General features: G+C 65.0%; 21 protein-coding genes and 1 tRNA gene. 13 read left to right on the forward strand and 9 right to left on the reverse strand.

The window, feature by feature from the left end; genetic code table 11:
* The first annotated feature begins 3 nt into the window (after window positions 1–3).
* From R5H19_RS12840 to murB, 4 genes are read left to right on the forward strand one after another with little or no spacing between them, the layout of a single operon-like run.
* Window positions 4–759 (forward strand): SDR family oxidoreductase, encoded by a 756-nt coding sequence (locus R5H19_RS12840; RefSeq protein ID WP_318159390.1) that lies wholly within the window; start codon window positions 4–6, stop codon window positions 757–759.
* Window positions 752–1,519, forward strand: a complete 768-nt coding sequence (locus R5H19_RS12845) for a class I SAM-dependent methyltransferase (protein ID WP_318159391.1) — start codon at window positions 752–754, stop codon at window positions 1,517–1,519. The genes R5H19_RS12840 and R5H19_RS12845 overlap by 8 nt, the downstream gene beginning before the upstream one ends.
* Window positions 1,520–1,522: 3 nt before the next feature.
* Window positions 1,523–2,560 carry a quinone-dependent dihydroorotate dehydrogenase gene (locus R5H19_RS12850; protein WP_318159392.1) on the forward strand — a complete coding sequence of 346 codons (1,038 nt, stop codon included), beginning with the start codon at window positions 1,523–1,525 and terminating at the stop codon, window positions 2,558–2,560.
* 10 nt (window positions 2,561–2,570) lie between these two features.
* On the forward strand, window positions 2,571–3,596 hold the full coding sequence (gene murB, locus R5H19_RS12855) for a UDP-N-acetylmuramate dehydrogenase (protein ID WP_318159541.1): 1,026 nt from the start codon (window positions 2,571–2,573) through the stop codon (window positions 3,594–3,596).
* A 64-nt stretch (window positions 3,597–3,660) separates the two neighbouring features.
* Here murB and R5H19_RS12860 read toward each other — a convergent pair whose 3' ends face one another.
* Entirely contained in the window at window positions 3,661–4,905 is a 1,245-nt protein-coding gene (locus R5H19_RS12860) for an MFS transporter (protein WP_343230728.1), read from the reverse strand.
* A gap of 245 nt (window positions 4,906–5,150) precedes the next feature.
* Here R5H19_RS12860 and ppk1 point away from each other — a divergent pair, with 245 nt between their 5' ends.
* Both ppk1 and R5H19_RS12870 read left to right on the forward strand, forming a co-directional pair.
* Complete coding sequence (gene ppk1 / locus R5H19_RS12865) at window positions 5,151–7,316, forward strand: polyphosphate kinase 1 (RefSeq protein ID WP_318159393.1); 2,166 nt, start codon at window positions 5,151–5,153, stop codon at window positions 7,314–7,316.
* A gap of 79 nt (window positions 7,317–7,395) precedes the next feature.
* The gene (locus tag R5H19_RS12870; RefSeq protein ID WP_318159394.1) at window positions 7,396–8,319 is read left to right on the forward strand and encodes an alpha/beta hydrolase; all 924 of its coding nucleotides are present in this window, start codon (window positions 7,396–7,398) and stop codon (window positions 8,317–8,319) included.
* Between the two features lie 63 nt (window positions 8,320–8,382).
* Here the strand turns inward: R5H19_RS12870 and R5H19_RS12875 are convergent.
* Window positions 8,383–8,458 (reverse strand) — tRNA-Ala (locus R5H19_RS12875).
* Window positions 8,459–8,517: 59 nt separating this feature from the next.
* Window positions 8,518–9,633 carry an HRDC domain-containing protein gene (locus R5H19_RS12880; RefSeq protein WP_318159395.1) on the reverse strand — a complete coding sequence of 372 codons (1,116 nt, stop codon included), beginning with the start codon at window positions 9,631–9,633 and terminating at the stop codon, window positions 8,518–8,520.
* A 101-nt stretch (window positions 9,634–9,734) separates the two neighbouring features.
* Here R5H19_RS12880 and R5H19_RS12885 point away from each other — a divergent pair, with 101 nt between their 5' ends.
* From R5H19_RS12885 to R5H19_RS12910, 6 genes are all read left to right on the forward strand, one after another.
* Window positions 9,735–11,669, forward strand: coding sequence for an SUMF1/EgtB/PvdO family nonheme iron enzyme (locus tag R5H19_RS12885; RefSeq protein WP_318159396.1), 1,935 nt, complete (start codon window positions 9,735–9,737; stop codon window positions 11,667–11,669).
* Between the two features lie 274 nt (window positions 11,670–11,943).
* Complete coding sequence (locus R5H19_RS12890; RefSeq protein WP_318159397.1) at window positions 11,944–13,296, forward strand: site-specific integrase; 1,353 nt, start codon at window positions 11,944–11,946, stop codon at window positions 13,294–13,296.
* 76 nt (window positions 13,297–13,372) lie between these two features.
* A complete protein-coding gene (locus tag R5H19_RS12895) occupies window positions 13,373–13,735 on the forward strand; it encodes a type II toxin-antitoxin system RelE/ParE family toxin (protein WP_318159398.1) in 363 nt (120 codons plus the stop codon).
* Complete coding sequence (locus R5H19_RS12900; protein WP_318159399.1) at window positions 13,735–14,055, forward strand: helix-turn-helix transcriptional regulator; 321 nt, start codon at window positions 13,735–13,737, stop codon at window positions 14,053–14,055. Before R5H19_RS12895 ends, R5H19_RS12900 begins: the two co-directional genes overlap by 1 nt.
* A gap of 86 nt (window positions 14,056–14,141) precedes the next feature.
* Window positions 14,142–15,440, forward strand: coding sequence for a hypothetical protein (locus R5H19_RS12905; protein ID WP_318159400.1), 1,299 nt, complete (start codon window positions 14,142–14,144; stop codon window positions 15,438–15,440).
* Window positions 15,433–16,143 carry a hypothetical protein gene (locus R5H19_RS12910; RefSeq protein WP_318159401.1) on the forward strand — a complete coding sequence of 237 codons (711 nt, stop codon included), beginning with the start codon at window positions 15,433–15,435 and terminating at the stop codon, window positions 16,141–16,143. The genes R5H19_RS12905 and R5H19_RS12910 overlap by 8 nt, the downstream gene beginning before the upstream one ends.
* A 96-nt stretch (window positions 16,144–16,239) precedes the next feature.
* On the opposite strand, the gene R5H19_RS12915 is transcribed toward R5H19_RS12910, so the two are convergent.
* From R5H19_RS12915 to R5H19_RS12940, 6 genes are all read right to left on the reverse strand, one after another.
* The gene (locus tag R5H19_RS12915) at window positions 16,240–17,976 is read right to left on the reverse strand and encodes an ATP-dependent helicase (RefSeq protein ID WP_318159402.1); all 1,737 of its coding nucleotides are present in this window, start codon (window positions 17,974–17,976) and stop codon (window positions 16,240–16,242) included.
* Window positions 17,973–19,721, reverse strand: a complete 1,749-nt coding sequence (locus R5H19_RS12920; protein WP_318159403.1) for an ATP-dependent endonuclease — start codon at window positions 19,719–19,721, stop codon at window positions 17,973–17,975. The genes R5H19_RS12915 and R5H19_RS12920 overlap by 4 nt, the downstream gene beginning before the upstream one ends.
* 47 nt (window positions 19,722–19,768) lie before the next feature.
* Window positions 19,769–21,709, reverse strand: a complete 1,941-nt coding sequence (locus R5H19_RS12925) for a DUF3732 domain-containing protein (protein ID WP_318159404.1) — start codon at window positions 21,707–21,709, stop codon at window positions 19,769–19,771.
* Window positions 21,706–22,194, reverse strand: a complete 489-nt coding sequence (locus R5H19_RS12930) for a three component ABC system middle component (protein WP_318159405.1) — start codon at window positions 22,192–22,194, stop codon at window positions 21,706–21,708. Before R5H19_RS12930 ends, R5H19_RS12925 begins: the two co-directional genes overlap by 4 nt.
* A complete protein-coding gene (locus R5H19_RS12935; protein ID WP_318159406.1) occupies window positions 22,191–23,414 on the reverse strand; it encodes an ABC-three component system protein in 1,224 nt (407 codons plus the stop codon). The genes R5H19_RS12930 and R5H19_RS12935 overlap by 4 nt, the downstream gene beginning before the upstream one ends.
* 298 nt (window positions 23,415–23,712) lie before the next feature.
* A complete protein-coding gene (locus R5H19_RS12940) occupies window positions 23,713–24,375 on the reverse strand; it encodes a hypothetical protein (RefSeq protein ID WP_318159407.1) in 663 nt (220 codons plus the stop codon).
* A gap of 344 nt (window positions 24,376–24,719) precedes the next feature.
* On the opposite strand from R5H19_RS12940, the gene radC reads away from it, so the two are divergent.
* A complete protein-coding gene (radC, locus tag R5H19_RS12945) occupies window positions 24,720–25,226 on the forward strand; it encodes a DNA repair protein RadC (RefSeq protein ID WP_318159408.1) in 507 nt (168 codons plus the stop codon).
* Window positions 25,227–25,256: the final 30 nt, after the last annotated feature.

A 25,256-nucleotide genomic window follows, 5' to 3' on the forward strand; every position in this document is an offset into this window, starting at 1 on the left:
CGCATGCCTTTTGACTTCACCGGTTATCGCGTCGTCGTCGCCGGCGGCAGCCGCGGCATCGGTCGCAGCATTGCGCTGGGCTTCGCCGCAGCCGGCGCAGCGGTGTCGGTCTGTGCACGTGGCGCCGCGGCGCTGGAGGAAACCCGCCAGGCGTTGGCCGCCCACGGCGCGCCGGCACATGCGCAGAGTTGCGACTTGGCCGATGCCCGCGCCATCGAGGCCTATGTGGCGAATGCAGCCACCGCGCTCGGCGGCATCGACGTGCTGGTCAACAACGCCAGCGGCTACGGTTTCGATGACGGCGACGAGGCGTGGAGCGCCGGTTTCAACGTGGACCTGATGGCCGCGGTACGCGCCTCGCGCGCGGCCTTGCCGCATCTGAAGACATCGCCACGCGGATGCATCCTGCACACCAGTTCGATCGCCGCGTTCCGCCCGCGCGCGAACGGCGCGGCGTATGCGGCGGTGAAGGCGGCATTGAGTCAGTACACCACCTCGCAGGCACTGGCACTGGCGGAACATCGCATCCGCGTCAATGCGATCGCGCCGGGTTCGATCGCGTTTGCCGATGGCCTGTGGGAGCGCCGCAAGCTGGAACAGCCGGAGCTCTACCGCACCACCCTGGCAAAGATCCCGTTCGGCCGCTTCGGCAAGCCGGAGGAAATCGCCCATGCCGCGCTGTTCCTGGCCTCGCCGTGGGCAGGCTGGATCACCGGCCACACCCTGGTCGTCGACGGCGGGCAGATGCTCAATGGCTGACCTGTCATCCACCGCGCGCTTCAGCGACCGCGTCGACGACTACGTGCGCTACCGGCCGGACTATCCGCCGGCATTGCTGGACTGGCTGCAGCGCGAGCAGGGCGTGGACAGCAGCTGGCGTGTGGCGGATGTGGGTGCCGGCACCGGCATCTCCTCGAAACTGTTCCTCGATGCCGGTTACCGGGTGACCGCGGTGGAGCCGAATGCGCCGATGCGCACCGCCGCCGAACACTGGCTGCAGGCGTACGCGGGCTTCGATGCGGTCGACGGCAGCGCCGACGCCACCGGCTTGCCCGACGCCAGCGTGGATCTGGTCACCGCGGCGCAGGCGTTCCACTGGTTCGACGAGGGCGCGGCGCGGCGCGAATTCGCGCGCATCCTGCGTCCGCGCGGACTGGCGGCGATCTGGTGGAACTCGCGCCGCCTCGGCGGCACGCGTTTCCTGGAAGGCTACGAGGCGCTGCTGCTGGCCTACGGCACCGACTACACCAGCGTGGCCGAACGCTACGCCGACGACGCGCGCATGCGCGCCTGGTTCGGCGCCGGCTTTCGCGGCGCGGCCCGTTTCGAGCACGCGCAGCAGCTCGATTTCGAGGCCTTGCGCGGGCGCTTGATGTCGTCCTCGTACGTGCCCAAGGCCGGTGATCCCCGGCACGAACCGATGCTGCGCGCGCTGCGCGAACTGTTCGACAGCTGTGCCGAAAACGGCACGGTAAGCTTCGATTACGACACCCGCATCTTCGCGGGCCACCTGGTCTGATCCATGTACGACATCCTGCGCCCGCTGCTGTTCAAGCTCGACGCCGAGACCGCGCACCGCGCCACCCTGTATGCGCTGGGCGTGGCCCAGCGCAGCGGCTTTTCCCAGTGGATCGCCAAGCCGCCGGCGGACCTGCCGACCAAGGTGTTCGGCGTCAGCTTCCCGAACCCGGTCGGACTCGCGGCTGGGCTGGACAAGAACGCCGAACATCTGGATGCGCTCGACACGCTCGGCTTCGGCTTCATCGAGGTCGGCACGGTGACGCCGCGGCCGCAGGCGGGCAACGAGCGGCCGCGCCTGTTCCGGCTGCCGCGGCACGAGGCGATCATCAACCGCATGGGCTTCAACAACGCCGGCGTCGATGCGCTGGTGCGCAACGTGCAGCGCTCGCGCTACCACGGCGTGCTCGGCATCAACATCGGCAAGAACAAGGACACGCCGAACGAGAAGGCGGTCAGCGACTATCTGCTCTGCCTGACCCGCGTGTACGAACTGGCCAGCTATGTCACGGTGAACATCTCCTCGCCGAACACCCAGGGCCTGCGTGACCTGCAGGAAGAAGCCACGCTGCGCCGCTTCATTTCGGTGCTGCGCGAGGCGCAGGAGCGACTCGGCTCGCAGCACGGGCGGCGCAAGCCGATGCTGCTGAAGATCGCGCCGGACCTTTCCGAAGCGGAGCTCGACGCGATCGCCGAGGTGCTGCTGCGCACCGGCATCGACGGGGTGATCTGCACCAATACCACGATCGACCACACGGCGGTGGCCGACGATCCGCGCGGCAGCGAGGCCGGCGGGCTGTCCGGCAAGCCGCTGTTCGACCGCTCCACCGCGGTGCTGTCGGGCATGCACCGGCGCCTGCAGGACCGCATTCCGCTGATCGGCGTGGGCGGCATCCTCGACGGCAGCGACGCCGCCGAGAAGATGGAACTCGGTGCCTCGCTGGTGCAGCTCTATTCGGGCCTGATCTACCGCGGGCCGGCCTTGGTCGCCGAATGCGTCAACGAGATCCGCCGTCAATGTGAGCAAGCCGATGTCGCCTGAACGCACCGACATGGGCGGCTACACGCTCATCGAGAACGCCTCGCTGGCAAACCGCAACACCTTGCGCGTGGATGCGCGTGCGTGGCTGCTGGCCGAAATCCGCGATGCGGCGAAGCTGCCTGAGCTGCTCGACTTCCCCGCAGTACGCAACAGCCGCCTGCTGGTGCTGGGCGAGGGCAGCAACCTGTTGTTCACCGGCGATTTCGACGGCACCGTGCTGGCCATGGCCACCCGCGGCGTGCAGGTGGAGAGCGACGGCGACAGCGCGCGCATCGCGGTGGCCGCCGGCGAGCGCTGGGACGACTTCGTGCGCTGGACCCTGGGCCAGGGCTACGCCGGCCTGGAAAACCTGATCCTGATTCCCGGCACAGTCGGCGCCGCGCCGATCCAGAACATCGGCGCCTACGGCTGCGAAGTGGCCGAGTTCGTCGAGAGCGTCGAGGCGTGGGACACGCGCGAACGCCGCGTGGTGACGCTGGACCACGCCACCTGCGCCTTCGGCTACCGCGACTCGCTGTTCAAGCACGAGCCGGGCCGCTACATCGTCACCGCCGTACGCTTCGTGCTGCCGCGCAGCCGTCCGCTGCGCACCGACTACGCCGGCATCGACGAGGAGCTGGCACGCATGGGCGTGGCCAAGCCTGCGCCGTTCCACGTCGCCGAGGCGGTGGTGCGATTGCGCACGCGCAAGCTGCCCGACCCGGCGGTGATCGGCAACGCCGGCAGCTTCTTCAAGAACCCGATCGTCGAGGCCGCGCTGGCCGGCGCGCTGCAGCGCGAATACCCCGAGTTGCCCGCATGGCCGCAGGCCGATGGCCGCTGCAAGCTGTCCGCCGCATGGATGATCGAGGCCGCCGGTTTCAAGGGCCTGCGCGAGGGCGACGCCGGCATCTCCAACCGGCACGCCTTGGTGCTGGTCAATCATGGCAAGGCGACCGGCCCGCAGCTGTGGGCGCTGGCACAGCAGGTGATTGCAGGCGTCGAGGCGAAATTCGGCGTGCGGCTGGAGCCGGAACCGGTCGTGATCGACGTGTAGGAGCGCACCCTGTGCGCGAGCTTTTCGTCACGTGACGAAGAGCATTCGCGCACAGGGTGCGCTCCTACACGAGCTTCGGGCGTTCCAGGTCCGGCAAAAACACCGTGATCAATCCCATCAACGGCAGGTATGCGCACAGCTGGTAGACGTATTCGATGCCGTGCGTGTCGGCCAGTCCGCCGAGCACGGCGGCGCCGATGCCGCCCATGCCGAAGGCCAGGCCGAAGAACAGTCCCGAGATCATGCCGACGCGGCCGGGAATCAGCTCCTGTGCGTAGACCAGGATCGCCGAGAACGCCGAGGCCAGCACAAGGCCGATGATCACCGAGAGCACGCCGGTCCACATCAGGTTGACGTGCGGCAGCAGCAGGGTGAACGGCGCCACGCCGAGGATGGATACCCAGATCACCCACTTGCGCCCGACCCGGTCGCCGACCGGACCGCCGACCAGCGAGCCGGCCGCCACCGCGAACAGGAACACGAACAGGTGCACCTGCGCGCTCTGCACCGACACGCCGAACTTGTGGATCAGGTAGAAGGTGTAATAGCTGCTGAGGCTGGCCAGGTAGAAATACTTGGAGAAGATCAGCAGGCCGAGCACCGCCAGCGCGCCGATGATCCGCCGGCGCGACAGTGCCGCCGCAAGCTGCCGGGCCGCCGACCTGGCGCGCCCGACATGGTGTCGCGCATACCAGTGTCCCACCTGCAGCAGCACCACGATCGCCAGCAGCGCGGCCAGCGAGAACCACGCCACGCTGCCGCGCCCGTGCGGCACGATGATCCACGCCGCCAGCAACGGCCCCAGCGACGAACCGGCGTTGCCGCCAACCTGGAACAGCGACTGCGCCAGGCCATGCTGTCCGCCCGAGGCCATCCGCGCCACCCGCGAGGATTCCGGGTGGAACACCGACGAGCCGGTGCCGACCAGCGCCGCGGCGGCCAGCAGCACCAGGAAATTCGGCGCGGTGGCGAGCAACAGCAGACCGCACAGCGTGAAGGCCATGCCCACCGGCAGCGAGTACGGCATCGGCCGGCGGTCGGTGAACGTGCCCACCAGCGGCTGCAGCAGCGACGCGGTGAGCTGGTAGGTGAGGGTGATCAGGCCGACCTGGGCGAAACTGAGCTGGAAGTCGTGCTTCAGGATCGGGTAGATCGCCAGGATCAGCGACTGGATCATGTCGTTGAGCATGTGCGCGAAGCTGATCCCGCCGAGTACGTCGTAACGGGTGGACTCGGCGGCTGGCGTGGCGTCGTCGGGCGGGGAGATCGCGGCAGGGGACAGCGGAGCGCTTTCGACGCGGGTCTGCATGGGGCGTTCGATCGACGGGGGCGGGTTCGGCGACAGGGCCGATGGGGGCGCCAACCATAGGGCAAACGGGCGGCGGCCCGCATGTGCCGGTCGTTCGACCGCGGCTCCAGGTGTCATCCTGCGGTCAGGAAAATGCCGCAGGCTGAGTGCGGCCTGACCTGCCGGTGCCGTACTCGTCCCGGCTTGTCCGCGGCGGGCTACCATGCAGGAATGCTGCATCCACCCTTGCCGGACCCGGTGCACCGATGAACAGCCGACTGATTCGCGAGACCTTGCCGACCGACGCCGCTGCGCCCGCCGCCAACGATGCCGCACTGTCGGCAACCGGGCCGGACCTCACCGACAGCCGGCTGTACATCCATCGCGAGCTGTCCCAGCTCAAGTTCAACATCCGCGTGCTGGACCAGGCGCTGGACGAACGCACGCCATTGCTGGAGCGGCTGAAGTTCCTGCTGATCTTCTCCGCCAACATGGACGAGTTCTTCGAGATCCGCGTGGCCGGCCTGAAGGGCCAGATCGCGCTCGATCACGAGATGATCGGCCCGGACGGCGTGGCGCCGAAGCGCGCGCTGGCCGAGATCGCCGAAATCGCGCACCGGCAGGTCGAGCGGCAGTACGCGATCCTCAACGAGCGCATCCTGCCGGAGCTGGCCACGCACGGCATCCGCATCGTGCGGCGCACGCAATGGACGCACAAGCAGAAGCTGTGGGTGCGCCGCTATTTCCGCGAGGAAGTGGCGCCGCTGGTCACCCCGATCGGGTTGGACCCGACCCATCCGTTCCCGCTGCTGGTCAACAAGAGCCTCAACTTCATCGTGCGGCTGGACGGCGTGGATGCGTTCGGCCGCGATTCCGGCCTGGCCATCGTGCCGGCGCCGCGCGTGCTGCCGCGACTGATCCGCCTGCCGCTGGAGATTTGCGAGGGCGGCGACAACTACGTGCTGCTGTCCTCGATCATCCATGCCCATGCGGAGGAACTGTTCCCCGGCATGGCCGTGCTCGGCTGCTACCAGTTCCGGCTGACCCGCAACGCCGACCTCACGCTCGACCCGGAGGACGTCGAGGACCTGGCGCTGGCCTTGCGCGGCGAGCTGTACTCGCGCCGTTTCGGCGACGCGGTGCGGCTTGAGGTGGCCGACAACTGCCCGAAGGAGCTGACCGACTACCTGCTCAAGCAGTTCGGCCTCAACGAGTCGGAGCTGTACGAGGTGAACGGCCCGGTGAACCTGGCGCGGCTGTTCCGCATCGCCAACAACGTCAGCTACCCGAAGCTGCAGTACCCGCCATTCACGCCGGCGCTGCCCAAAGCGCTGCAGCACGCCGAGGACCTGTTCGAGGTGATCGGCAAGCAGGACGTGCTGCTGCTGCATCCGTACGAGTCGTTTGCGCCGGTGGTCGACCTGCTGCGCCAGGCCTCGACCGACCCGAAGGTGCTGGCGATCAAGCAGACGCTGTACCGCACCAACGCGAATTCGGAGATCGTCGACGCGCTGGTCGACGCCGCCCGCGCCGGCAAGGAGGTGACCGCGGTGGTCGAGCTGCGCGCGCGCTTCGACGAGGAATCCAACCTCAGCCTCGCCTCGCGCCTGCAGCAGGCCGGCGCGATGGTGATTTACGGCGTGGTCGGCATCAAGACGCACGCCAAGCTGATGCTGATCCAGCGCCGCGAGGGCAGCGAGCTGGTGCGCTACGCGCATCTGGGCACCGGCAACTACCACACCGGCAACGCCCGGCTGTACACCGACTACAGCCTGCTCACCTCCGACGAGGCGCTGTGCGAGGACGTGCACAAGCTGTTCAGCCAGCTCACCGGCATGGGCAAGGTGCTGCACATGAAGAAGCTGCTGCACGCGCCATTCACCCTGAAGAAAGCGCTGCTCGAACTGATCGCGCGCGAGACCGCGCACGCGGCGGCGGGCAAGCCGGCGCAGATCATCCTCAAGGTCAACGCGCTGACCGAGCCGAAGGTGATCCGCGCGCTGTACAAGGCCAGCATCGCCGGCGTGCAGGTGGAGCTGATCGTGCGCGGCATCTGCAGCCTGCGCCCCGGCGTGGCGGGCGTCTCGGACAACATCCGGGTGCGCTCGGTGATCGGCCGCTTCCTCGAGCACAGCCGCGCCTACTGGTTCGCCAACGACGGCGAGCCGCAGCTGTACCTGTCCAGCGCCGACCTGATGGAACGCAACCTCGACCGCCGCGTCGAGACCGCCTTCCCGATCGAGGGCAAGAAGCTGCAGCAGCGCATCCACCATGCCCTGCTGTGCTACCTCGCCGACAACGCCAGTGCCTCGCTGCTGCAGCCCGACGGCGAATACCTGCACCCTTCGGCACCTGCCGGCGAGCCCGTCCGCAATGTGCAGGTCGAGCTGATGGAGAAACTGTGCGGGGCGGGAGCCGGCAGCGCGCACTGAGCGCACCGGGCCGGTACACCGATCGCACCGGCCCGCGTTTCCCGTGCGCAGGGCGCATTCCGTGCCCGGAGCATGCGTCATGCCGCGACTTGTCCCCTGCATCGCCGCCGCCCTGCTTGCGCTGGCGGCCAGCCTGCCGGCACGCGCCGCCACCGATGGCCTGCGCGAGGCGTGGGCACGCCGCCTCGCTAGCCGCACCGTCGACCTGCCGGCCGGCGTCCGCGTGGTGCGTGACGTGGCCTACGGCAGCGATCCGCGCCAGCGCTTCGACGTCTACATGCCGACGAACGCGCGGCAGGCGCCGGTGATCCTTCTGGTGCATGGCGGTGCCTGGCGCAACGGCGACAAGGCCATGCGCAACGTGGTGCAGAACAAGGTGGCGCGCTGGGTGCCGCGTGGCTTCGTGGTGATCTCGACCAACTACCGCCTGCTGCCGGACGCGGCGCCGCTGCAGCAGGCGCAGGACGTGGCGCAGGCGCTGGCGCTGGCCCAGCGGCGGGCAGCCGAGTGGGGCGGCGATCGCCGCGGATTCATCCTGATCGGACATTCCGCCGGCGCGCACCTGGTTGCGCTGCTGGCCGCCGCGCCGTCCATTGCCCGCGACCGCGGCGCCGGACCGTGGCTGGGCACGGTGGCGCTGGACAGCGCCGCGCTGGACGTGGTCCGGATCATGCAGTCGCGCCACCTGCCGCTGTACGACCGCGCCTTCGGCAGCGACCCGGCCGGCTGGCTCGCGGTGTCGCCGCAGCAGCAGTTGCAGGCCCGCGCCGCACCGTTCCTTGCGGTGTGTTCCAGCCGCCGTACCGACTCCTGTCCGGCGGCGCAGGCCTTCGTCGACAAGGCCATCGCATGGGGCGGACGCGCGCAGACATTGCCGGAGGATCTCTCGCACGCGCAGATCAACGAACTGCTCGGCACGCCCGGCGACTACACCACCCAGGTCGAAGCCTTCCTGCGCGGCCTCGGTCCCGACGTGGCGCACGCGCTCGACTACGGACGCTGAACGGGCCGACGGGCGGCGGACACGAAAAAGCCTCCGCAGGCGGAGGCTTTTTCGTGGATGACGTGGTGGAGCGGATGGGGATCGAACCCACGACCTTCGCATTGCGAACGCGACGCTCTCCCAGCTGAGCTACCGCCCCACGGCAAGCGGCAAATGTTAGCAGCGTGGCGGAGCTTCGCCAAGACCCCGCGTGCGGGCTCAGCCGGGAAGCAGCGAGGCCAGGCGGTCGTGCAGCACCTGACGGCGCCAGCCTTCCAGGAGTTCGGGCCATTCGGCCGTGACCACGTATTCCTCCAGCAGCTTGCGCGAGCACAGCAGGCCCGGCGGCAGGTCGAGTTCGCCGGCGAGGTTGTCGACCAGGGTCTTCATGGCGGCCAGCGCCTTCTTGGCCTCGCCCTGCGGGTAGCCGGGGATGCGTGCGGTGGCGGCGATTTCCTCGGCGCTCACCGCGGGGGCCAGCAGTTCGAACAGCTCGCCGCGCTGGGCGGCGCGCAGGGCACGCTGGCCGCGGCTGCGCTGCTCGAGGTCGCCAAGGCTGGTCGGCGGCTGCTGCGCCAGGTTGAGCGCGAGGGCATCCTCGAGCAGCCAGGGTCGAGGCACGTCGAGGCGGCGTGCACTGCGCTCGCGCCACAACAGCAGGCGGCGTAGCAGCGCTTGCTGCACTTCGGGCCAGTCGGCGGCGCCGCGCAGCGCCCGTTGCGGTTGCGGGTCGCCGTCGCGATGGCTGGCGCGCAACTTCAGGCGCGCGCAATCCTCGGCGTGCCAGGCGCTGCGGTCGCGCTGGCGCAGGCGTTCGGCCAGCTGATCGTGGATGGTTTCCAGATAGACCACGTCGAGCGCGGCATAGCTGCGCTGCGCGTCGGTGAGCGGGCGCCGCAGCCAGTCCGAGCGGGTCTCGCCCTTGTCCAGTTCCGCTCCGCCCAGTTCGGCGACCAGCGCGCGGTAGCTCAGCCCGAGGCCCATGCCGGCGAAGGCGGCGGCGATCTGGGTATCGAACAGCTGGCCCGGCCCTTCCGGCAGCAGCGGCGCAAGGGTTTCCAGGTCTTCGCCGGCGCTGTGCATGACGATGACCGCCGTGTCGGCGCCAAGCCGCGGCTGCAGCGCATTGCCGATGTCGAACGCAAGCGGGTCGATCAGGGCGTAGCGGCCGTGCCAGCCCAGTTGCAGCAGCGCCAGCTGCGGGTAGAACGTGTTGCGACGCATGAACTCGGTATCCAGGCCCACGGCGGCGTCGGCGGGTATCGCGGCCAGCCACGCCTGCAGGGCGTCGGGGCGATCGATCCAGTCGGCGGCGGTGGTGTCGGGCAATGACATCGATGCTCCTCGGGAAGGCGCAGGGCGCGGATTGCCCTGCTGGCAGTTTCTGCCTATGGTGGGCAGCGCACGATAACAGGCCGCACCAAGGACGCCCATCCATGCCGAACAACGCAACCCTGCGCAGGCAGCGCACGCTCGGTGGCGTGCTCGGGGTGATCGTGCTGGGCTTCGCCCTGCTGTACCACTTCTTTCCGCGGTTGTTCCACGTCGATTCCGTGCAGGCGCCGCGTCGCTCGATGTCGCTCGGCGCTGCCGCGTCGGACGGCGGCCTGCAGCCGGAGCGGGTGTCGGCGATCAGCGAGCTGAACGCGGGGCCACCGCTGACGCTGGCGCCGGCGGCGGTGATCGCCGCACACAGCGGCAAGAACGCCAACCTGCCGGAACAGCTGGGTGCGGACCCGCCGCAGGTGCAGGCCTTGCTGGAACGGGCGAACAAGGCGCTGCACGCGGGTCGGCTGGTCGGCGACGAGAGCAGTGCCGCCGCGTTGTTCGGGCAGGCGCTGAAGGACAAGCCGGACAGCCGCCGCGCCGTGCAGGGCATGTTCGACGTGCGCGCCAGGCTGGTCGCGGAAATCGACCAGGACATTGCGGTCGGCGACGTCGACGCGGCGCGGGACCTGCTGGATGCGTTGCGCACGCTGCCGAATGCCGAGACCGAAGTGGCACAGCTGGAGGCGAGCCTGAAGACCCTAGAGCAGGTGCGACCGATGCTGGCGAAGGCTGCCGGCCTGCTGCAGCAGGGCAAGGCGGACCGGCCGCAAGGCGGCAGCGCGCTGGACCTGTACCGGGAGGTGCAGGCGCTGGATCCACACAATGCGGTGGCCGAGCAGGGCATTTCCCAGGTGCAGCGGGCGGTGCTCGACCGCGCGCTGGCCGCGGTGGCCCAGAACGATTTCGCCGGGGCCGACCAGGAGCTGGCCAAGGCGCAGGCGATCCGGCCCGGATCGCAGCAGATGATCGACGTGCACAAGCGCGTGGACGACATGCGCCTGCAGCGCGCCAACAACGTGCTGGCGCAGGCGCACACGGCGCTGGACGCCGGCAATCTGGAACTGGCGACGAAGCTGGCGGCGCAGGTGCGGGCGATCGCCCCGGGCCTGGCGGCACTGACCGCGTTCGACGAGCAACTGACCAACGCGCGCCTGTACGCCAACTACAAGCCCGGCCAGGTGTTTACTGACCGCTACGTGGACCTGCCGGGCAAGGCGCCGGCGATGGTGGTGATTCCCACCGGCAGCTTCCGCATGGGCGCATCCGCCGACGACGACCCCAGCGGTACCGCGCAGCCGCAGCATACGGTCACCATCGCCAAGGGCTTCGCCATGGCGCGCAGCGCCGTGACCGTGGCGGAATTCCGCGAATTCGTGCGCGCCAGCAACTACGTGCCCGACTCGATCCGGCTGGGTGGCGCCAGCGTCTACGACGAGCGCAGCGGCTCCCTGCGCGACGACAGCTCGGCTACCTGGCAGGACGACTACGCCGGCCGCAAGGCCGACGACAACCTGCCGGTGGTGAACGTCTCCTGGAACGATGCCAATGCCTATGCCGACTGGCTCGCCCAGCGCACCGGCAAGACCTACCGGCTGCCCAGCGAAGCCGAGTTCGAATACGCACTGCGCGGCGGCACCACCAGCCGCTACTGGTGGGGCGACGGCACGCCGAAGCAGCCGGTGGAGAACCTCACCGGCTCCGGCGACCGCTCGCGCAGCGGCCGTCGCTGGAGCCACGCCTTTCGCAACTACCGCGACGGCTACTGGGGGCCAGCGCCGGTGATGAGCTTCGCCGCCAACCCGTTCGGCCTGTACGACATCAACGGCAACGTCTCCGAGTGGGCGCTGGACTGCTGGCACGACAATTACATCCGCGCGCCGAACGACGGCAGCGCCTGGGTCAACCCGGGCTGCCGCTCCCACGTGCTGCGCGGCGGCTCGTGGGGCAGTTCGCCGGAGCAGGTGGACTCGGCCTACCGCCAGGGCGCCGACGGCGAACTGCGCAGCGGCCGCGTGGGCTTCCGCGTGGTGCGGGAGCTGTAGCCACGAAAAACCCCGCACGGGGCGGGGTTTTCGATTCCGTCGTGGTACCGGTGAGAGGACTCGAACCTCCACTCTGTCGCCAGAAGCGGATTTTGAGATTGTTCTTGAGGAATAGCATGGGGCTACGCTGGAACCCGCTAAGCCTTGCTGGGCTTGGTTTTCCAAAGAGTTAGTCCCGTCTAACCTTACGCCTTGACCAGACCGATTGCGGCACACTTTCCGATGCCGTGGCTCCTGGCTGGTTCCTGCGTTCGATCTCGAACTAGGAGGCGTCATGGCCAAGATCAAGCTCACCAAATCCGCCGTCGATGCGGCCGAAATCACCAGCAAAGACTACGAGCTGCGGGACACCATTGTCCCTGGATTCCTCTGCAAAGTCACCGCCCACGGCCGCAAGGTCTTCATGCTCCAGTACCGCACGAACTGGGGCGAGCGCCGCAAGCCGAAAATCGGCCAATTCGGCGAGCTGACCGTCGAGCAGGCCCGCTCGATCGCGCAGGACTGGCTGGCCGACGTGCGCAAGGGCAGCGACCCTAGTGCCGCCAAGCTGGCCGCGCGCATGGCCCCCACGGTCAAGGAGTTGTGTGAGCAGTTCATCGAGGAATACTCGAAGCCGCGCAACAAGCCCCGAACGGTCGATACCTACCAGGGCTACATCGACCGTCACATCATCCCGACGTTGGGCAAGATGAAGGTGCCCGACCTGACGCGCGCGGACATTACGGCGCTGATGCGGGACAAGGCGCATATCGCCGTCACGGCCAACCGGATTCTGGCTTGCCTCCGCAAGATGCTCAACATGGCCGAGGTGTGGGGCTACCGGCCGGACGGCTCAAACCCGTGCCGCCACGTCCCCAAGTACCGGGAAGATGGCGAGACGCGCTACATCGTCAACGACGAGCTGGCGCGCCTCTATGCCTATCTCGACCGGGCGGATGCCGAAGGGCTGGAACACCCGACCCTGACGTTGGCGATCCGCCTGCAATTCGAGTTTTCGGCACGCATGATAGAGATCCGCACGCTTGAATGGGCTTGGGTCGATTTCGAGAATCGCCGCGTCGTCTGGCCAGACAGCAAGACCGGCGACATTTCCAAGCCGATGAGCGAAGCAGCCTACCAACTGTTGTCCAATGCCCCGCGCATCAACGATTCGCCTTACGTGTGCCCGGCCATCTTCGACAGCGAGGAACCGCTGCCTGAAAGCACCTATTACAACTCCTGGCGGCGCATCTTGGAACGGGCCAAGGTGCCGCATGTCGGCACGCACGGCATTCGTCATCGCGCAGCCACTGACATCGCCAATTCCGGCGTTCCCATCAAGGTAGGCATGGCGCTAACCGCGCACAAGACCGTCACGCAGTTCATGACGTATGTGCATACCGAGGATGACCCGGTGCGGGCGGCTGCTGAGAGGGTCGCCAACCTGCGGCGAGACGCTATCGACAGCCGGGCGTCGGCTACGCCGACTGTGCAGCCGCCGGCCGCTTACCCCGTCGCGGAAGGCGAGAAGACCCGCACCAGTCAGGGCAACTATCGACCCTATCGCCACCGAAAAAGCCCGAAGCGCGCAGTGCCGCCTGGCACAAAGCGCGCGGCGCCAGAAGCGCCGGCGGCGATCGGCTCCTGAACGTGGTGCCTGAATTGGCGTATCAGCGATACGACAATTCAGGGCTTGCCATTCATACCCGAACGGATATAATTTCATGGTACAGAAACGCAAGCTTCTCTATTGGGAAGGCTCGTCGAAAAAGGACTTCAAGGAGTTCCCGGTCGACGTGCAGAAGGACATGGGTGTGGCGCTGTTTGTCGTCCAGCTGGGCGGCACGCCGGATTCGGCCAAGCTTTGGAAAGGGCTGGGTTCCGGGGTGTACGAACTGGTGGAAGACCACCGGGGCGACACCTTCCGCGCGGTCTATACCGTGCGGCTTGGCGACGCGGTGCATGTGCTGCATGCGTTCCAGAAGAAATCCAAGTCCGGCATCGCCACGCCGCAGCCGGACGTGGAACTGATCGAGAAGCGGCTGAAAGCAGTGCTCGCCCGCTATGGGGCGGGCGGGAGAACGTGATGGCTCGCAAAAACAATCCACAAGGCACCGACAACGTGCTGCTGGATCTCGGTTTCAACGACGCGGAAGAACTGTCGGCGAAGGCGGCGCTTGCACTCAAGCTCAACGAGCTGATTGACCGGCGTGGTCTGAGTCAGAACGAGACGGCGGCGATCACTGGTATGACCCAGCCCAAGGTGTCGCAGGTACGCCGCTACAAGCTCCAGAATATTTCGTTGGAACGGTTGATGCAGGCGCTGGTGTCGCTGGACCAGCGTGTCGAAATCATTGTGCAGCCGGCACGGCGCACCCATGCGCCCGGTATTTCCGTTGCCGCTTGACCATGTCGCGCGTTGCCGGTACGCCGCACTCGGGCCAGGTTTCGCTCGGACGCTGCACCGTGACGCAAGAGTGCTGAACATCAAGCATGGATGAGGCCGTCGTCGTCTTCTCGCGGAAAGGGTTGTTTCAGACCCGAATCACTGCGCGCGATGTGCGTAGTCGGGAACACGCGCGCAAGCTATGGCCTCTGGTGTCTCCTGATGCGTTGAAGCAGATGGTGACGTGGGTTAGTCCCACTTTTGAGAACGGGAAGCTACGCCGTCGTTCCCACTTCCGGCAGCTTCCCGCCGATCACGCGTACAACCTAAGAGCACACTTCGACGACGAAGAAGGTCGTCGGCAGCGCACCGTGCAAGAAAGCTCCGAACACCGGCGCGCCAAGGAATTGGTCGCCGCAGAGCTTGCGCGGCGCATGGATGCCGGGCTTGCGATGCCTTGGTCATTCAAGGACGTGGATGCGTCGGATTACCCGTTGGAAGGCAACTTGCTGCTCGGCGCTGACAGCGTGGCGACCGAACATCCGCTGGAAACTCCTTTCGGCAGTCGGTTCCGGCTTGACGTCGCTGTGCTCGGCCCACCTGTCCAGACGGAACCAATGGTTCTCGGCGGCGTGGAAATCGAACTTGGGCACGCTTTCGATGGGCGCAAGGCGCTGATCGGCAAGTCGCTCGGCTTTCCGCTCATCTCCATCGACATCACCGAGATGACGCTGGCCGAACTTACGCCGGAGTGGGCGCAGCAGGTATTGACTGCGACCACGCGGAGCCACGAGCAAGGACGCCGGCAGACATATATCTACCTCCACGATCTACTGTACCCCCTTTACGCGCAACTTCCGGCGTTTCTCGACAGCGAACAACGTCACCAGTTCCTGGTGTTTGCGGACGATGCCACCTTGCACAAGCTTGTGCACTGGATGAACGTGCTGGCCGACAAGCTGGAATACCCGAAGAACGCGGTCGCCGTGGCGTTGGTCAACGGGAAAAACGAGCAATCGCGCAAGATGCTGGAGCGCGCGGGACAGGTCGTTGGACCAGACTGGAAGGACTTCAACGACCAGCGATGCCTGCGTCTTACGCTTCCACGCCCCAAAGGCCCGGCAGACCTTCAGGCCCATCGTTTCCACATGACGATGGCGCGCGTGCTGCTATCGCACACGGATGCGCTCGTTGGATACAAGTATTGCAACGGTGTGGACAACAACCATCCGGAAGATGACGTCTGGATCGCGCATCGCTGGATTGCGGAGTTGAGCAAGCACACAGAGCATCGCGTGTTGCCAAAGCGGTTAGCCGAGCCGATCAACAGGTTGATCGCGGTGGTTTCGGACTTACATCGTAGCCACACTGCGGCCCCTCAAGAAGTGCGACCCTCCGATGCCTGACATCATCCTGCGGGCAGACACCTGGGCGGAGTTAAAGGCCAGGTTGGCCGAGTTGGATATCGAGGTTCCCGCGCGCTCGGAAGGGCGCAAACCTTGCCATGTAGAGCGGTACGGCATCGCACACTTGCTGGCGACGCTGCCGGCGGAACGGCTTTCGTTTCCATTGACGCTTACCCACCGGGACAAACCGGATTTCTTGTTGGCCATGCCCGATGGCGACGACGTCGGGATCGAACATACGGAAGCTGTGCCCGAGAACGTTGCTCGTGCGCAGTTCCTGCGAGGGAAGGGTTTGGGGCCGGATGTTTACTTCATCCCGCACGTTACGCCGGGTGAACCACGGAAGACAGCCGCGGAACTTAAGCGCGAGATCGAGGCGGATGCGCCCGGTGGCGCTTGGGTCGGCGATTCGCCGGAGCGCGAATGGGCGGCAGCAATAGCCCACTACGTCAAGGAGAAGTTGCCCAAGGCGACCGCCGATGGGTTTGTTCGATACCGGACCAACTGGCTGCTCGTTTACGACAACTGGCCGTTGCCGGCCGTCAGCTATGCCAAGGCGGCAACGTACCTGGCGCCGCTCCTGATGGAGATGGGCGCCTTTTTGGTATTCGATGCGATCTTTGTCCATGACGACTCGCATATGTGCGAGTTTCGTGATGCCCCGGTTAGCCAGACACTGTGGCCACTGCAGACGCCGAAGTAGAAGCCAAGCCTTGCCGGGCCGAGTTTCAAACTGTTGCGTCGACGCTGATAGGGCCGCAGGCCATCCTCTGACACTCTTAGGTTCAACTGCCGGCCCTCACGCCAGTCCTGCGACGCCCGCCGCCTGAAATCCCCGAGCGAGCAGCGCCGGTCGCAATTCCTCCAGCGCATTGGCCGGTATGCCGAGCCACAAGAGGTTGCGAGCACGGGTTACTGCGACATAGCCGATGCGACCAACCTCGGTATCCACGCCGGTCAATAGCGCGTTGGCATGGTCACGGTTCGCCAGGTACAGCACTGCATCGAGGCTTTCGCCTTTTGCCTGATGCACCGTATCCACGCGGACTCGCACCACGTCGTTGTTGGCCGCCAAATCGACCGCAGCGATCAGCGGCGTATTGGGCAAACCTCTGCGCGCGAGCTTATTACCCAGGTTGTTCGCGCCCGCCAGTCCGTGCTCTTGCTCGATCGTCGCCAACAGTGCCCGTGCCCTTTCCAGTAGCTGCGGATGCCACTGCGTGTCCCCGATCAATGTAACGGCGGGCAGCCCCAAATCCGGGTCGCGGGTGAACGTCCATACGAGCCGGCGCAGTAACCGATCATCCGGGTAGCGCGCAGGCTGCGTGATCCGTGCGACGAGTCCATGCGGCGGATTGGCCAGCAAGCCGACGATACAGGCAGCCACCAGTTTGAACGCGCCGAGATAGTCATGATGCCGATCCCGCAGGATCGCGGCCTGTGCCAGAGCCTTGACGGTTCCCTGGCCCGGTGCACCTTCATTGCCGGCGAGCCGGTCGGCCATGTCACGACCTCGACAGAGCACCGCCGAGCGTTCGATATTCAGGCCGGCGCCCAACACCGCAGCCTGGAACGCGGCGATGAGGTTCTCGCGTTCGGCATTGCGGTAGGGCACGAAGTATGTGCCATGCGTCGTCTCGGGTGCACCCCGATCAGCGGTGTCGGTACGCGCCGAGAGCCCATTGGCAAGAGCCAGTATTGCCGGTACGGAGCGGTAGTTCCTGGTCAGGCCGAGACTGTTGACGCCTTGCCGTTCTCCGTACTGCGTCAGGAAAATCCCGTTCGCACCGGCGAACTCGTAGATGCCTTGGTTCGGGTCGCCGATCAGCGAGACCTGGCAGCCAGCGTTGATAAACTGCTCGATGATGGCCTGGTGCACCGTGCCGATGTCCTGCGCCTCGTCGATCAGGATATGAGGGTAGCGGCGGATCAGCACGCGCAGGATGTTGGGCTGGTCGTCCAGCACGCGGTAACACCAGTAGCGCCCGAGGTTGTGAGTGTAGGCACCCACCCGCCCGAGACGGTGGACGAGACCCGTCGCATACGCGGTGTCCAGCCTTTGCGTCCTGTCGTTGTCCGCATAGCAGAAGTAGACACTACCGCGGTCGAAGCCGACCTGCATCTTCGTGATATCGCGCGGGTACGTGCCGGTCCGGAACTTGAAGCCGTTGAGGAATGCTTCTCCGCCTGTCACCAGGAACACGGCCTGCTGCGCACCCATCGTCCGATAGGCATGTGGATGCAGGACATTGCGGGTGATGAACCCGTCCAATGTATCGATCTCGACGCGATCATGAGTAAATCCGCCGGACGTGTTCTGCGCCAGGTTTTGGTACTCGCGCCTGAACGTGTCCACCGCGACATTGGAGAACGAGAGGAGAGCGACGCGGCCACGGTGTTCACCGAGATGCTGACGCATCTGCGCAAGCCGGCGCACGGCGGTGAACGTCTTACCGCTGCCGGCGCAGGCGATCACGGACATCGGCGCGAGCGGCGCGCCAATGATCTGCAGCTGCTCGTCGGATACCTGAGTCATGGAGCGGCCTGTTGAACCTGGCAGGCATGGGCGATCGCCTTGCTTATGTAGTCCGGTACCACGCAGGCGGCGCCATCGACAAACACCTGTGCCAAGGCTTGGCCGAAGCGGCCTTTCTGCACGTTATTCTGCGGGCGCTCGAACATGCCGCTGAACAGAGCGCGCGCCTTTGCCGCGTCGCCTTCAGCAGCGTCGACCGCCGCCGAGACCGCTTTGCCGATCTTTGGGTGAAGCTCCGAGAGAGCGGCCAGCATCGCAGTTCGGTTGTCGGCATGTAGCGCCAGGTCGTACTCCAGCGTCTTGAGTCCGTGGAAGACTTTGACGAAGGTGTCTTCACGTTCCTTCATCTTGGCAGTGTTGTCCGACACGTTCACCGCGTCGCCAAGCGCCGGATAGAGAGCTTGCGCCTCCCCGCCGCCTTCCGGTTCAGCAGTCGGGTCAGCGTCGGTGATGACTGCCACCGGGATCTTCAATGCCTTTTCGCCGAACAGCGGGAGGAACGAATCGAAGTTCAGACCTTCGACGCTGATCAGGCTGACGCCATGCACGCGTAGCTTGTGACCGCACTTCTCCGCCAGCACGCTTACCAGCATCAACTCGGCGGCACCTTCGACGAAGATGACGCGCCGGGCGAAGAACAGTTCGGCACGGGTCACGTCGAGATAGCGTTCCAATTTCTCGCGCTTTCCCTTGTCGAAGGTGATCGTGCGTGGAAAGAACGTCTCCACGGAATTCCCCGTGTCGACCAGGCAGACCAGACTGTCGAGGTCGGCGATGCTGGCGAAGTTTGGGGAATGGCTGGTGACGAACAACTGGACGGGCTTCTCGCCCTTAACCGCCTTGATCATCTCCAGATAGCTGAGCAGCACGGCTTGGAGCTGCGGATGCAGGTGCGCTTCCGGTTCCTCGACGATCAAGCTGCGGTATCTCGCGTCAGGATTCTTGGCCAGCTCGCTGAGCACCACGGCCATGAAGATTAAGTTGTTGAAGCCGAGTCCGTTCTGCTCGATCTCGAACGTATCCACCAGCAGCGATAAGCGCGAAGCCAGCCGCTGGAAATCGCTGCCGCTCAAGCCGAGGTCGAGCACCTGGGCAAGCTGCGGGCCGAGCATGCTGTCGTGGCGACCCTTGATCGCCGTATGCGTGTTGACGACCGGCTCATGCTTCTTCAGTTCTTCGTCGAGCTTCTTCAGCGCGTCGTTGATGCCTTCGCGTCCCGCGTCGTCGGCGAGGAGCTGGAATAGGCGTGACAACTGACTGCTGCGGCTGGGCTTGAGTCCCTGCGAGGCATCCCGCAGCGGCGGCAGATAGACACCGCGTAAGTTCTCCATCATGTCGGTGGTCAGGCCAAGGTCCTCGTGGTCGCCACACCAGCGTTTGGCACGCAGTCGGCCGGTCTTGTCGGCTTCCGAGTAACGGATGGAGATATGGGCCTCAAGCCTGCCGGCGTCGCCGGGTTTCAGTGCTGCGAGGAAGTCGGCTTCATCGTCCACATCCAGGTCGCGAAAGATGTATCGGAATTCGATATCACCTGCTGGAGCCCCACCTTTGGGGCGGTGCATGTCTTCGCTATCCAGTCGAGGGTAGGGTTCGTCGTATCCCGCCAGCAGAGCACGCAGCGCGTCGATGACGGCGGTCTTGCCGACGTTGTTGGCCCCGACCAGAACGTTCAATCCGGGCTGGAAGCTCAAATCGACTGTCTGCAGCTTTCTGAAATTCGATATTTTCAATTGCGCTAGATACACCGACGATCTCCATGTTGGCTACGTCCCTGAATGAGCGGGCGTCGTCTCTACGGCCAATCCTCGGGAACCAGTGCAGGCGGTTTGGTCCAGGGCTCTTCTACCAAAGCAGCCTGGAACCACTGCTCCCGGAGGTTCGCGTGCTCGGTGACGATCAACTGGAAGCTGGGGGCGTCCTCCTGCGTGAACTTCAGTAACAGCTCGAACAGTCGGCGTACCGCATCAAGGTCGGCGTCGGCCTCGGTGTTCTGCACCGAGCCATCAGCGTTCTTATAGACCTGCTCGGACGGGAAGTAGACCTGGGTTGGCTGGTCGATCAGCAGGAAGCGCGGGATCGGGCGGTTGTTCTGCGCTGCGAACAGATGCAAGGCGAGTAGTGCCGAGAGGTGGTAGGCCAAGTGATTTTCACCGCCACCGGTCCGGCCCATAGGAACCGGACGCTCGGGTCGATCGAAGACGATCGTCAGCTGCGGCAGGTTGAGCCGCGCAGGATAGGGGCCAAACTCGGCGTTGAACTTCTGGATGTACCGCGACACCTGTGCCGATATGTTGTTGAGGATCGAGGTCAGGCGTTCGTTGCTGTCGTCGGCACCGATCTGTTCCTCCAGCTGCTTCACTTTGTTGCTGAGGCGGCGATTCTCCGCTTCCAGCTTGGCGAGATCCTCGTTCGGGAGGAGCGTTTCCAAGAACAGGCTGATCCGGCCGACCACACGCGCAGCTGCGTTGTTGCGGGTGCCCATCTGGGCGATGACCTCGTTGGCCGAGATCGCCGCGGACAGCTCCGCTTCCTTCTGCTTGATGGTGCCCGCGATCTCGTCTGCCTTGCCGGTCAGTTCGGCCAGGTAAGCTTCAAGTTTCGGGCGCTGGCCGGTGGCGATGCGCAATTCCTTATCGAGCGACGCCAACTCGTTGAGCAGGACGGTGGCGACCGGGGATTCCAGCGCCAAGTTCCGTTCGCTGAACGGCCATTGCCATTCGCCGCTGTCGGGATTTTTCGGCAGCGCCTTGATCGAGGCCAGACGATCTATCTGTTCGGCAGCCTCGCTTTCGTAGCCACCCGCCCGTTTGGCAAACTGGCGCGCCGCGTCGATCCTGGTCTGGGTGTCGCGGCGATCCTGTCGCAGCTGGCCCAATTCTTCTTCCAGAAGCGAAACCCGGCTGCCGTCGTCGTCAGGCACCGTTTCGGGCTTCCACATCAGCGTCGACCTCAAAGTGTCGACGACGCCGTCGGCATTCGGGCTCCCGTCTGTGTTGCCGATGACACCGACCGCCCTGGCTTCCGAGTAGAGGCCGATGGCCTGCTCGTGCGATGTATCGACGGTATCGCGCGCCTGTTCCAGCTTCTTGTTGCTGATCCTCAGATCCCGCTGAGCCGTGCGTAGCCTGGATTCCAGTTCATATCGGTCGTGGGAGGAGACGCCGAGCAGAATCGGCAGCGTGTCGCGGATTGCCTGCGGCTGGAACTGCTCGTTCTGGCGGTAGAAGAGCTGGTCCTTGTTGGCAACTAGTCCCTGCTTCTGGAACAGGTAGTAGAGCGTGTGTTTGACGTTCGCATCGTAGCTGTCGCGACTGTGTTCGAGCGCGACATCGGTACGGTTCTCGGGAATGCCGAGTAGGCGCGACAGCAGTTCGACGATGCTGTCGTCGTCGGTGTTGACCGCCAAGTCTTTGAATTCGGGAGCCTGCAACTGGGCGCCCCTTCGCAGCATTGCCGTGCTGCAACTGGCGCCGCCGCCGGGCGGGGTTGGCTTGGCGACCAGTACTTGCTCCTTTTCAAACTGGTAGATCACGGCGAACCAGGCCACCTTGTCGCGGATGACGCCTTCGGGGACGTTGAACGTGGAGCGTCCCATGCAGTATTCGATGATGTCGGAGAGCGCGGACTTGCCGGTGGAGGAACGACCGGTGATGACGTTGAGCCCGTCCACCTTGAACCTGAGATCACGGCGCTGGCCGTCGTGGCTGTAGATGTGGATGGAACAGATCTTCATGGGCGAATTCCGAAAGTCGTGTAAATGGTCGCCCGGTCGGCGATGCGCGCGAACTCCCTTCCGACGATACGAGCCACTTTCTGGCACGTGATGGTCTCATCGGTCCCCTTGACGGCTGTGCGTACCTTCTTGGGCACGGTCTGGATGCGACCATCGTTCGCGACGGCGATGCAGCCCCTTTCCATCAGTAGGCCGAATCCCTCGAAGGCGTAGGGCAGCATCTGCGTGACCCGGTTGGCGAAGCCCACCATGACCTGCTGGTTCCTCTCCGTGGTCTTGAGAAGGTAACTGCGTGGACTGCCGGCGATCACCTCGCGCGAATCCTTGTGCAGGCACAGCGGCAGTACCAGCAGCGACAGCGAGAAGGGCATGCCGCGGGCATCTTCTTCCTCGTAGCCATGCAGGGCGCGGAACAGGACCAAGCCGCAGAAGGCTGGGTTGAACAGGTTCCGAATCTCAAACGGGCGCTGGTCCCATCGCTTCATGGGGCCACCCCCAGCACCTTGCCGAGGCGGTCGAGAAACCTGGGATGCCAGTAGACCCTAGGTTCCGGTGTGGCATCCGCCAGGATGTGGAAGCTGCCGCGAAGGACATAGGGTTCCGTGACTCGCGCGCGGATGCGCAGGGATTCGATCTTCCCGGTTTCGAACTCCGCCCAGTTATAGAGGGTCGCGCCGGCATCGCGAAGCGCATCCTCGGCGCTATCGTCCTTCAGCTTTTCGAAGACGACATCCTTATAGCGGCTCCACTCGTCGACGAGACGATCCTCATATTCCTCGACTTCTCCAGACACCAGCAGGTTCTCGCGTGCCCAAGCCGATCGTTGCTCGAACGAGCGGTAGTAGTCGAGGATTGCGCTCCTGATCCGGTTGGCGGAAATGCCGGTCTCGCGCAATTGCGCCACGAACAAGCGCGGATCGTTCTCAGTGTCGATCTCGTCGGTGGGCACCTTTCCACGGAAGGTAATGGGGAGGTTGTCCGCCTTGTATTCCTCGGCGAAGTTGGACAGCTTGTCTGAGACTTCGTAACCGAAGATTCCTTCTGTCCTGGCACCACTCAGCTGCTTGATCACGGCGTCAGTCCACCAGCCTTCCAGCCGTTCGAAAACAAACTCGCGGTGCTCGCGACGGATGCTTCGCATGTGCTTGTCCTTGATGGTGGCTGGGATGTCACCGATGCGCGGGCTGCCGTCGAGGATCAGAATGCGTTCGAGAAAATCCTGCTTCTCGGTATCACTTAGTTCGTTGAACGCCGTGGTGATCGGCGCGATGAGTTGCGACGTCGACTTGGCGAGCGTGGCATCGGCCAACTCGGCCAGCGTGGCCGCATCGCCGGAGGCGATGGGCTGGTTGGGGAGGAGGCGAGCCAGGAACGAGCCGGCCGATACCGTGCCTGTGGTGAACAAGAAAAACCGCAGGTTCGATGCGATGCGACCATCACGGTTGTACCGCGCGAGCCAGATGTTGACGGACTTCCAGAAGTCGGTCGACAGGTCGGTCAGCCTGTCGCCGACCGCCTTGTGCTTGAGTGAGGCCAGAGACTTGCCACCGCCTCCGTCGATGAAATCGAGGTCGTCATCCTTTTCTAGGAAGACGGCGGTGTCCTCAGGTAATTGCAAGAGATGCAGCAGTGCGAGGCGTGCCTGGTAGATGTATCCCAGCCCCTGCTCGCCGGCTGAAAACCTGTCGGTGGATGCCTCGGCCATGCCCAAGTCCCTATGTCCGCTTCTTGTGGCGGATCCGGCGGCATAGCAGGGGATGGCGCTGTTTTCGTTGCGCCATGGCGTACTTTACTTCGACTCCCCTGTGACTACGGCCGCAGACCCGGTCCCAACGCCTGCCAGTCGTCAGCCATGGTAGCAAATTGGCCAAGTTGGCTTCAGATATGGATTTTTTTCGGCAATTCTGGTGCCACCGCCTTCGACCGCAGCCGGCATAGGAGGACGAGAGGCAAAGTCACCCCGACGGGTGCCAGGTCGGGTTTGATTGAAATACGGCCGGTTTTCAATGGCTACCCCCTGTTTGGGCTTCTAGCAAATAGGATCGGTAGGCGTACTCGATCAGGTCGCGGACCAGTTCGAGCAAGCCGCTCCACGGCAGGCCATCGAATGGGTCGCCATGCGCGAGCGAGTTACGAATCTCGGCGAGCATCGGTTGCGAGACATTCCCCGTGCTTGATCCGTTACATGTCGCCCGGCCACGACACAACATGGGGATGACCGAGCCGCCGTAGCGCCGCGTGAAGGGCAGCTGCGCATCCGTAAGGCCATCGCCGTCTACCAGGTATTCAAGCAAGTCGTGCAACATCGGCGTCTGCCTGCGCTTTCGCTTGTTGCCTGCCTGGGCGGGTCGTTGGCGGAAGAAACCGCCATACCGATCTGTCAACGTCAGTTCGAGCGCGGTAAGTGCGACCAGTTCGCCGGCTTTCACTAGATCCGCGTCTATCCACGCTAACGCGTAGAGTCGCTGGGCACGGCGGAACTTGTCGCCAACAATGCGCGGTATGGCAGGGTGCAGTCCACGTTCTGCAATGAATGTCTGCCATTCCTGGAAGCGATGGAAGGCGAGCAGAGCGGCCGGATTCCCAGGCCGAGGCCATGGCATGACAAAAGGGACTTCGTCGCGGTCGATGTTGAAGGATGCGATGTCGACAGCTGCTGTATCCATAGTTGTTTTATCCAACTGGAAGACGGTTGCTGCGATAGCGTCCCGGCATGCCGCCGTCGGGCTCGCGGGCTGCGCGCCGCACCTCGTACCGAGTCGCGGCCACCCGGCTTTGATCCCTGACGCCTTCGGCCCTCGCGGGCCTGCGCGCTCCGCTTGCCGATGTTGTGGTGTGTGGGTGGGCGGCTTGCTGTTTCCCTTCACCGTATCACGGCGGTCTCGCCGTCAAGGGCTGCGCGTGCCTCGCACGCTGGCGTCCTCGCGGCCGGCTTCGTCCCCTGACAGCTGCGCTGCGCCGTGCTGGCGCCGGTGCCGGGCAATGCCGCCCGAGCAACCGGAGCACGATCATGTCGCACATTTCCTCTCCTGCCGAATCCTCGCTGCTGGTGCGCGATGCGCGTGGCCGCTATCACAGCGCGACGGCCAACCAGATCCTGGCGGCGGCACGCCAGGTCGTCGACCAGAAGATGCAGCGCGGTGCCGATTTCAGTTCACCGGCCGACGTGAGGACGTATTTGCGCGCCAAGCTGGCCGGGCTCGACCACGAAGTGTTCGCAGTGCTGTTCCTCGACAATCGCCATCGCCTGATTGAATACGTCGAGATGTTTCGCGGTACCCTCAACGGTGCGTCGGTGCATCCGCGCGAAGTCGTCAAGGAAGCGCTGCGGCTCAATGCGGCGGCGGTGATCTTGGCGCACCCGCATCCGAGCGGAAACCCCGAACTCAGCCAAGCGGACAGAATGATCACGCGCCAGTTGCGGGAGGCGCTGGCGCTGATCGAGGTACGCACGCTGGATCATTTCATCATTGCCGGCAACAGCACGGTGTCGTTCGCCGAGCGCGGTCTGCTTTAAGCCAAGGGGGCTTCGGCCCCCTTTTTGCTG

Source organism: Rhodanobacter sp. KK11 (genome assembly GCF_033345435.1).
Taxonomy (GTDB): Bacteria; Pseudomonadota; Gammaproteobacteria; order Xanthomonadales; family Rhodanobacteraceae; genus Rhodanobacter.

Excerpts from the sequence above, each read along its gene's own strand:
- R5H19_RS12840 (WP_318159390.1), top strand. The coding sequence starts at position 4 with ATGCCTTTTGACTTCACCGGTTATCGCGTCGTCGTCGCCGGCGGCAGC.
- R5H19_RS12845 (WP_318159391.1), top strand. The coding sequence starts at position 752 with ATGGCTGACCTGTCATCCACCGCGCGCTTCAGCGACCGCGTCGACGAC.
- R5H19_RS12850 (WP_318159392.1), top strand. The coding sequence starts at position 1,523 with ATGTACGACATCCTGCGCCCGCTGCTGTTCAAGCTCGACGCCGAGACC.
- murB (WP_318159541.1), top strand. The coding sequence starts at position 2,571 with ATGGGCGGCTACACGCTCATCGAGAACGCCTCGCTGGCAAACCGCAAC.
- R5H19_RS12860 (WP_343230728.1), bottom strand. The coding sequence starts at position 4,905 with ATGCAGACCCGCGTCGAAAGCGCTCCGCTGTCCCCTGCCGCGATCTCC.
- ppk1 (WP_318159393.1), top strand. The coding sequence starts at position 5,151 with ATGAACAGCCGACTGATTCGCGAGACCTTGCCGACCGACGCCGCTGCG.
- R5H19_RS12870 (WP_318159394.1), top strand. The coding sequence starts at position 7,396 with ATGCCGCGACTTGTCCCCTGCATCGCCGCCGCCCTGCTTGCGCTGGCG.
- R5H19_RS12880 (WP_318159395.1), bottom strand. The coding sequence starts at position 9,633 with ATGTCATTGCCCGACACCACCGCCGCCGACTGGATCGATCGCCCCGAC.
- R5H19_RS12885 (WP_318159396.1), top strand. The coding sequence starts at position 9,735 with ATGCCGAACAACGCAACCCTGCGCAGGCAGCGCACGCTCGGTGGCGTG.
- R5H19_RS12890 (WP_318159397.1), top strand. The coding sequence starts at position 11,944 with ATGGCCAAGATCAAGCTCACCAAATCCGCCGTCGATGCGGCCGAAATC.
- R5H19_RS12895 (WP_318159398.1), top strand. The coding sequence starts at position 13,373 with ATGGTACAGAAACGCAAGCTTCTCTATTGGGAAGGCTCGTCGAAAAAG.
- R5H19_RS12900 (WP_318159399.1), top strand. The coding sequence starts at position 13,735 with ATGGCTCGCAAAAACAATCCACAAGGCACCGACAACGTGCTGCTGGAT.
- R5H19_RS12905 (WP_318159400.1), top strand. The coding sequence starts at position 14,142 with ATGGATGAGGCCGTCGTCGTCTTCTCGCGGAAAGGGTTGTTTCAGACC.
- R5H19_RS12910 (WP_318159401.1), top strand. The coding sequence starts at position 15,433 with ATGCCTGACATCATCCTGCGGGCAGACACCTGGGCGGAGTTAAAGGCC.
- R5H19_RS12915 (WP_318159402.1), bottom strand. The coding sequence starts at position 17,976 with ATGACTCAGGTATCCGACGAGCAGCTGCAGATCATTGGCGCGCCGCTC.
- R5H19_RS12925 (WP_318159404.1), bottom strand. The coding sequence starts at position 21,709 with ATGAAGATCTGTTCCATCCACATCTACAGCCACGACGGCCAGCGCCGT.
- R5H19_RS12930 (WP_318159405.1), bottom strand. The coding sequence starts at position 22,194 with ATGAAGCGATGGGACCAGCGCCCGTTTGAGATTCGGAACCTGTTCAAC.
- R5H19_RS12935 (WP_318159406.1), bottom strand. The coding sequence starts at position 23,414 with ATGGCCGAGGCATCCACCGACAGGTTTTCAGCCGGCGAGCAGGGGCTG.
- R5H19_RS12940 (WP_318159407.1), bottom strand. The coding sequence starts at position 24,375 with ATGGATACAGCAGCTGTCGACATCGCATCCTTCAACATCGACCGCGAC.
- radC (WP_318159408.1), top strand. The coding sequence starts at position 24,720 with ATGTCGCACATTTCCTCTCCTGCCGAATCCTCGCTGCTGGTGCGCGAT.